This window comes from Nocardiopsis eucommiae (assembly GCF_965344335.1).
In the GTDB taxonomy this organism is placed as follows: domain Bacteria; phylum Actinomycetota; class Actinomycetes; order Streptosporangiales; family Streptosporangiaceae; genus Nocardiopsis; species Nocardiopsis eucommiae.
This window is the reverse complement of sequence record NZ_CBDRIY010000015.1, coordinates 133,910-140,993: the sequence shown is the minus strand read 5'-3', so window position 1 is coordinate 140,993 and position 7,084 is coordinate 133,910. Positions and strand designations below refer to the sequence as shown.

General features: G+C 68.9%; 7 protein-coding genes. 4 read left to right on the top strand and 3 right to left on the bottom strand.

Going from position 1 to position 7,084, the window contains the following annotated elements:
* The 3 genes from ACRWK8_RS12360 to rarD all read right to left on the bottom strand — a co-directional run bounded on the left by ACRWK8_RS12360 (nt 1) and on the right by rarD (nt 3,340).
* Nucleotides 1-1,281: a hypothetical protein gene (locus ACRWK8_RS12360; RefSeq protein ID WP_431870324.1), complete on the bottom strand. Its 1,281-nt coding sequence runs from the start codon at nt 1,279-1,281 to the stop codon at nt 1-3.
* A gap of 183 nt (nt 1,282-1,464) precedes the next feature.
* Nucleotides 1,465-2,316 (bottom strand): hypothetical protein, encoded by an 852-nt coding sequence (locus ACRWK8_RS12355; RefSeq protein ID WP_431870322.1) that lies wholly within the window; start codon nt 2,314-2,316, stop codon nt 1,465-1,467.
* A gap of 112 nt (nt 2,317-2,428) precedes the next feature.
* A complete protein-coding gene (gene rarD, locus ACRWK8_RS12350) occupies nt 2,429-3,340 on the bottom strand; it encodes an EamA family transporter RarD (protein ID WP_431870320.1) in 912 nt (303 codons plus the stop codon).
* A 99-nt stretch (nt 3,341-3,439) separates the two neighbouring features.
* Here rarD and msrA point away from each other — a divergent pair, with 99 nt between their 5' ends.
* From msrA to ACRWK8_RS12330, 4 genes are all read left to right on the top strand, one after another.
* On the top strand, nt 3,440-4,105 hold the full coding sequence (gene msrA / locus ACRWK8_RS12345) for a peptide-methionine (S)-S-oxide reductase MsrA (protein WP_378738646.1): 666 nt from the start codon (nt 3,440-3,442) through the stop codon (nt 4,103-4,105).
* A gap of 176 nt (nt 4,106-4,281) precedes the next feature.
* Entirely contained in the window at nt 4,282-4,611 is a 330-nt protein-coding gene (locus ACRWK8_RS12340; protein ID WP_431870318.1) for a hypothetical protein, read from the top strand.
* A 33-nt stretch (nt 4,612-4,644) separates the two neighbouring features.
* A complete protein-coding gene (locus ACRWK8_RS12335; RefSeq protein WP_431870316.1) occupies nt 4,645-6,312 on the top strand; it encodes an alpha/beta hydrolase in 1,668 nt (555 codons plus the stop codon).
* Nucleotides 6,312-7,040, top strand: a complete 729-nt coding sequence (locus tag ACRWK8_RS12330) for a DUF6518 family protein (protein WP_431870314.1) — start codon at nt 6,312-6,314, stop codon at nt 7,038-7,040. The genes ACRWK8_RS12335 and ACRWK8_RS12330 overlap by 1 nt, the downstream gene beginning before the upstream one ends.
* Nucleotides 7,041-7,084: the final 44 nt, after the last annotated feature.

Here is a 7,084-nt window from a genome sequence, read left to right as displayed (position 1 = left end):
CTACCTCACCAGGGGGAGGGCCTCGGAGCCCGGCAGGTCCATGAAGGTGGGGTGCTGGACCATGCCCTCGGGGGTCTCCTGCTCGGCGGTGCCGCCGTCGATGGAGACGAGGTCACTGGTGTCCAGGTCGTTGAGCAGGTCCGTGCCCCGGCTCAGGCCGTTGACCAGGTCCTCGGCGGTGGTGGTGTCGATGCCCTCAGCCACCTGGGGCAGACCGGCGTCGGCCAGCGGGCCCTGGAGGGAGACCGGCTCCGCGGAGCCGAGGTCGGACGCACCGGCCGCCAGGGCGTTGGTCAGGTCGGTGACGCGGGGAGCGTCCGGGGCCTCCGCGAGGGTCGTGGGGGCCGTGGGGGAGCTCTGCGGAACGGTGGTGAGGTCGCGGTCCTCCCAGGCGCGGTTCCCCACCATGCCCAGGACCTCCTCCTCCCCGAGGTTCACGTAGTTGTCGGCGGTCAGCTCGGTGGACTCGACCACGTCCTGGATCTGGCCCGGGGTCTCCAGACCGAAGGCGGCGGCCAGGTCCCACACGTTGGGCGCGGTGAGGTCGGCGCCCTCCGGCGGGACGGCGGCGCTCGTGTGGACGGGCGTGGGCCGGGGCTCGGACAGGGCGGTGACCGGGTTGAGCTCGTCCAGCACCAGGGCGTTGTCACCGGTGAGCTCGGTGACGTTGCCCGTGACGTCGTCCAGGGAGGGCGCCTCGCTCAGCTCGGGCAGGCGGCGGTCCTCCAGGCTGGGGAGCTGGGTGGTGTCCAGCTCGGGCAGGACCAGCATCTCGTCGCGCAGGTCGGCGACTGCCTGGACCGTGTGGGGCAGCACCTCGGTGGCGGTGGACTCGGTGGTCGTGCCCGCCTGACGGGCGGTGCCCTCCACGGCGGTCCCGGCGTCCTGGGCAGTGGACTCCAGGTGCCGTCCCACGGTGTGACCGACGGTGTCGTGCGGGTCGCCGTCCAGGCCGGTGGCGTCCTGCGTCCTGGTGACGGTCTCGGAGAGCCGCGACTCGGGGAGGACGGCGCCCAGGTCGGGGGCGGGCTTCTCGGCGTTGGCGGTCTCCTGGAGCTCGGCCAGCGCGCGGTCGGCGATCGGGGTGACGCCCTCGGGGGCGAGCGTGTTCACGGTCGGGGCCACACCCTCGACGAGCGCGCGCTCGACGACGGGCGAGAGCGCCTCCGCCGGGGTGGCCAGCGCCTCGGCTCCGGCGACGCCGGCGCCGAGGGCCACGAAGCCCGCGGTGCCCGTGACGAGGAGTACGGCTCGGGCGGAGAAGCGCTTGGTGTGCGTCATGGTTTTCCTTCCCTGGTGAAGCTCTGGATGAACGGGACGGCCGGGCGGCCGTGGGGAGCCGGGGCGGACCACCGGCTGACGTGAATCACGTGAACGAGGGCACGGGACTCAGGTCAGCTCCCAGGAGAAACGTGCTGGGAACGGTCCGGGGGCGCCTCAGGGCGCCCGGGGCGGGACCGTTCGCTAGTCCGGCGAGACCGTGAGGTCGTCGGCCGGGTCGGCGGGCACGGTGTGCAGCCGGTGCGCGGCCAGGCGCACGGCGTCGGCGGTCGGCGCGGGAAGCGGCGCCGCCGTGAGGTAACCGGCGACGGAGGGCACGGGGGCCGGTCCGTTGGCGGTGGGCGCGGGCGACCCGGTGGCGGGCTGCACGCGCTGGTGCTCGGAGACGCCGTCGGCGTCCTCTCGCTCGGAGCCGGTCGGGTCGGAGCCCGGGGCCGTGGCGGCCTGGTGGGAGGCGGTCGTGGGCGGCACGGGTACGTCGCGGCCCTCGGACCGCTCGGCGCGCTCGGAGTCCGCGTCGTCCTCGGCGGCCCGGCCCTCCTTGGTCTCCTCCGGGGCGTCCGCCTCACGGGAGGCACGCGACTCGGAGAGCGGAGGTCCCTGAACGAGAGCGCGCTCGACCGTCTCCTCGCGGCGGTCGATCTCCGCGACGAACCCGCGCACCTCGGCCACGGCGGGCTCGGGCAGGCTGACGGCGGCCTCCGCGGTGTCCGCGGTGCCCTTCTCCAGGCGCTGGTGCACGGTGCCGAGGGTGGTGGCCACCGGCTCGGTGACCTCCTCGGGCACGATGCCCAGCCTCGGCGCCCCGCCCAGCCCGAGGGCCTCGCCCGTGGCGGAGGCGGTCTCGGAGACGGGGGTCCCGAGGGCGCCCGCGCCCAACGCGCTGGTGTCCGCCTGGGCCGGTGCGGCGCCGAAGAGCCACAGCACGGCGAGGAGGGCGCCCAACAACAGAGGCAGGCTGATCGCGGAGGGCACCACCGCGCACACGGCCGAGGCGGCACGGAGCGTGCCGGTTCGGCTGGTGCGAGGAATCAAGGGGCCCTCCGGGACGTGTGACCAGGTCGGGGGCGGGACAGAGCCCGGCCCCACGACCTGACGTTAGCACAGTGTCACGGAGGGTAGTTTTGTTTGACCGAAACCGCCCGGGTCAGGGTCTGACAGCCTCACGACGGGCCGCGGCCCGGGCCCGCGAGCCGCGCACCTGGTCGAAGACGAAGACGCACACCGCCAGCCAGACGAAGACGAACCCGATCCACCGGCTCAGCGGCATCTCCTCGCCCTGGACCAGCCAGCCGATCAGGAAGATCATGGTCGGCGCGATGAACTGGAGCATGCCGATCACGCTGAGCGGCACCTTGCGGGCCGCCACCCCGAACAGCAGCAGCGGCAGCGCGGTGACGAACCCGCCGCCCACCAGCAGCGCGGTGTGCCCGGGCGAGACCGACAGGGCGGTGCCCGCCCCGGTGGCCTCCAGGTAGACGACGAACCCCAGCGCCGGCAGGAACATCACCAGCGTCTCGACCGTCAGGCTCTGCATGCCGTCGAGGCTCACGTACTTCTTCACCGCGCCGTAGGCGGCGAACGAGGTGGCCATCAGCAGCGAGAGCCACGGGGTGGAGCCGTAGGCCACGGTCATCACCCCGACCGCCACCACGCCGAGCCCCACCGCCACCCACTGGGCGGCGCGCAGGCGTTCGGAGAAGAGGACCACGCCGAGGCAGACCGTCATCAGGGGGTTGATGAAGTAGGCCAGCGAGGCCTGGAGTGTCTGGGCGGTGGAGACGGAGTAGATGAACCCCCACCAGTTCAGCGAGATGAGCACCGCGGCCGCCCCGACCGGCAGCAGCTGCCGGGGGTTGCGCAGCACCTGGGGCAGCCAGGACCAGCCGCGCCGGGCCAGCAGGAGGAACACGCACATGGCGAGGAGGGCCCACACCATGCGGTGGGCGAGGACCTCGGCGGGTTCCGAAGCGGAGAGAAAGGGCCAGTAGAGGGCGGCGAAGCCCCACATGAGGAAGGCGGTCGCCCCGAGGGCGACACCGCGGTTGGAGTCCGACACAACGGCAATGGTAGGACGAATCTCCCCACCTGTCTCCGTCCGTCCCAGCCTGTGGACAACCTTCGGGGAACCCCTGGACGCGCCGGATAGCCTGGAGACATGTTCGGCAGAAGAACCACCATGGTCGACCCCGCCCAGGCCCTTCCCGGCCGGGACACCGCGATGCCGGTGCCCTTCGGCCACACGGTGCTGGGCACCCGGCTCACCCCGCCCTACCCGGAGGGCAGCGAGATCGCGGACGTCGCGATGGGCTGCTTCTGGGGCGCGGAGCGCACCTTCTGGAGGCTCGGAGCGGAGCGCGGGATCATCACCACCGCTGTGGGCTACGCGGGCGGCTACACGCCCAATCCCACCTACGAGGAGGTGTGCTCGGGCATGACCGGTCACACCGAGATGGTCCGCGTGGTCTTCGACCCGTCGCGGATCACCTACACGGAGATCCTCAAGGTGTTCTGGGAGGGCCACGACCCCACCCAGGGGCTGCGCCAGGGCAACGACGTCGGCTCGCAGTACCGGTCGGCGATCTACTACCACTCGGAGGCCCAGCGCGAGGCGGCCGAGGCCACCCGCGACGCCTTCCAGCCGGTCCTGACCCGCTCGGGCTTCGGCCCGATCACCACCGAGATCGCCCCGCTGAAGGCCTTCTACTTCGCCGAGGACTACCACCAGCAGTACCTGTCCGACGCGAAGAACCCCAACGGCTACTGCGGTATCGGTGGCACGGGCGCCAGCTGCCCGATCGGCGTGGCCTCCAGCGACGACTGACCCGCGCCCTGGCCGCATGCGGCCAGGGCCCAGGTCAGGGCACTCCAGAAGCGTGATCGAAGGTCCTCAGGGCGCCGGAGTCCGGTCACGTACCGTCGCCCCCTGGTAGAGATGGGCAGTGCCTCCCCTTCCTCTTGGTGATGGCTGCCCATCCCCCGCGTGCCTCCTGGAGTCCCATGTCCGACGAAGCCGGTGTCAACCCCTTCGCATCCCTGTCCAAGGCCGAGCTCGCCGAGGAGATGTCCGAGGCGATGGTCTATCTCGGTGTCGACTTCGAGACCGCCGTCGATGACCTGCGCGGTGTGGTTTCCCGGCACGTCACGGCGGGGCTGGGTGACTTCGAGACGGACACCTTCCAGCACATTCGGTCCGTGGCGGACCATGGCATCGGGCTGGCCATGAACGTCCAGGGAGCCACGATCGAGATCGTCGACACCGACCACGAGAATGCTGAGGCCTACCAGGAGGGGCTGGAGGCGCTGGACCTCCAGATCAACTTCCCCTGACCAGCTCCCTCCGGTAGGAACGGATATCCCCCCATGTCTATCCCCGCCATGTCTCTGGGCCTTCCCCCGGACATCGACGCCGAGCCCTCGGCCATCGAGAGCGGCGCGGAAACCCTCGACGGAATCTGTCAGACGATGTACGGGCGAGCCGAAGGCCTGGATGGTCAGTTCACCAACACGGCCATCGAGTTCACTGACCTCGTCTCCTGGGACATCAGCTCAGCTTCGGCCAAGGAACTGGAGTCCTGGCGTGAGGCCGGGGTCGCTCTGACGAACGGTGCGGCCGTCCTTCGGCTGTGGGCCGAGGACATCAAGGCCTATCGTCTGGTCCGCTCCGAACTCCAGCAACGCTGGGAGACCGCCAAGATCATCGCCCAGACCAGGGTGGACAGCCCGGTGGTCTCCGCCAGCACGAGCGGCCGCAGTGGGGGCTTCGCTGAGGGGGTCGTCGACGCCGTCACCAGTACCAAGGCGAGTCGTGAGTCCGAGGAGAAGACGGCACTGATGGGTCTGGCCTGCGAACTCGCTCTTGAGCACGACGCCGCGTGGGAAATTCTGATGGACCAGGCCGACCAGGTGGAGAAGGACCTGAGGGAAGGGCCGAGCGAGAAGACCCTGGAGCGCCTGGTCGACTCCGGGCACCTTGGTTGGAGCTGGGCTGGGGTTCTTCCTGATGGTGAAGCGCCTATGGAGGAGTTCACCGAGAACGCGACCCCCGGTGCGGTCAACGTCTGGTGGAACTCTCTGAGTCAGTCGGACCAGCAAGCTGCGATGGAGGACTACCCCGAGATCCTGCGCGGGTTGGGCGGTATTCCTGTAGTCGTGCGCGACGAACTCAATCGGGATTATCTTGAGGAGTTGATTGAGGGAAATCTTGGGGCGGCGGCAGTTGACCCAAAGGTTGGTCTGGGTTCACTGAATCTTCTGGGTGATCTGGACCTTATGCGTGAGATCTTGAAGGACGATGATAAATTCCTGATCGATATTGATCCCATGGCGCCCGGAGGGGGAGCTGCTGTCATCTCTACCGGAAATCCTGATTTGGCAGATAACGTGTCTACCATGGTTCCCGGGATGCTCAACGACGCAGGCGGCATGGGGGTCCTGGTCGGGCGGGCCGACGATATCCATTCTTCCATGAATGGAAATGACCCGAGTTCCGAGAACGCCAGCATCACGTGGATGGGGTATAATACGCCTTTCTCGGGTGGCTGGAGTCCAGGCGAGGCCGCCAATGACCTCAACGATTTCCAGGAGGGCCTGAGGGCGACGCATCAGGGTGGCTCCCCCTCACACAACACCGTCGTCGGACACAGCTTCGGCGGCTATGTGGCAGGGGTCGCAGCAAATCCAGATTTCCATGGAGTGCCCGGGGATCTGGACGCTGACGCGCTAGTGCTCATTGGCGCTCCCGGAGCAAGCGTCCAGAATGTGAACGACCTCAGTGTGGATGAGGAAAATGTTCACATCATCCAGGGCGATGACGACGCCATCGAGACTGCGCGGGAGCTGTCCGGTATGGCGAGCGATGGTTTCGGAACGGCGCTGCATGCGGAAGAGTTCTATGAAGACCCGGAGAACCCTGGTGAGACTCTGGGCAACCGGCTCGACCCAGAGGAAGACACTGGTCACAGCGGTTACTTCGAGGATGAGGAGAGCCTGGGTTACTTGGGAGATGTGCTCACCGGGGGGCGTCCCTGATGGCTGGATCCCCCTCCGGCGACCCATTGGAGACAGGGGCTGACCAAGACCCCGGATCATGCGAGCCCTCGGGCCGGGAAGCCCCACCTGAGGAGTGGCCTGGGATCCGTCATCGGTGGCTCCTCCTGACGCTCGCTCTGGGGGCGGGATTCGTCTGCGGATCGCTTGCGGCGTTCGTCAACGGGTTACATCCCGAGGACGGCGGGTTCCTGGAACTGTCAGTCGGCCTCTACGTCGTGCCTCCCGTCCTGCTCGGCTTGTTGGCGGCGAGGCCCGGGCTGGCGACGGTCACCGGCCTGTCCGTCTACTTGGCAGCGGTCTTGGGACATCTGATGGTCTCGGTGACGCTCGTGGACGACGTCAACGTGTTGGAGTACCGGGCGTGGGTCCTGGTGGGCCTCGTTGTAGGGCCCCTTCTGGGATTTTTCGGGGACCGGCTCCGCTCAGGGTCCACGTTCGCCCGGGGGTTCGCGGGCGGTCTCCCCCTGGGGTTGGTGGCGGTTTTCGCATGCCTGTCCTTCCAGGTCTCCTCGGTGTCCGGGAGGGTCGGTGTTCACCCGGTCCCCGTGCTTGTGGAGGCGCTCCTGACCCTGCTGCTGCTTGCGCTCTGCCGAGGTTGGAAGACCCGGGGCACGGCAGTACTGTGCGCGGCGGCGCTCGTCCTGCCGCTGGCCTTCGGAGTGGCCGCCCTTTTCATGCTCGTGTGGGTCGCGAGCGGGGACTACTGACCACATCGACTCCCGATTCCACTGGGCCACCGCGCCATCGGCTC

Excerpts from the sequence above, each read along its gene's own strand:
- ACRWK8_RS12330 (WP_431870314.1), top strand. The coding sequence starts at position 6,312 with ATGGCTGGATCCCCCTCCGGCGACCCATTGGAGACAGGGGCTGACCAA.
- ACRWK8_RS12360 (WP_431870324.1), bottom strand. The coding sequence starts at position 1,281 with ATGACGCACACCAAGCGCTTCTCCGCCCGAGCCGTACTCCTCGTCACG.
- ACRWK8_RS12335 (WP_431870316.1), top strand. The coding sequence starts at position 4,645 with ATGTCTATCCCCGCCATGTCTCTGGGCCTTCCCCCGGACATCGACGCC.
- msrA (WP_378738646.1), top strand. The coding sequence starts at position 3,440 with ATGTTCGGCAGAAGAACCACCATGGTCGACCCCGCCCAGGCCCTTCCC.
- ACRWK8_RS12340 (WP_431870318.1), top strand. The coding sequence starts at position 4,282 with ATGTCCGACGAAGCCGGTGTCAACCCCTTCGCATCCCTGTCCAAGGCC.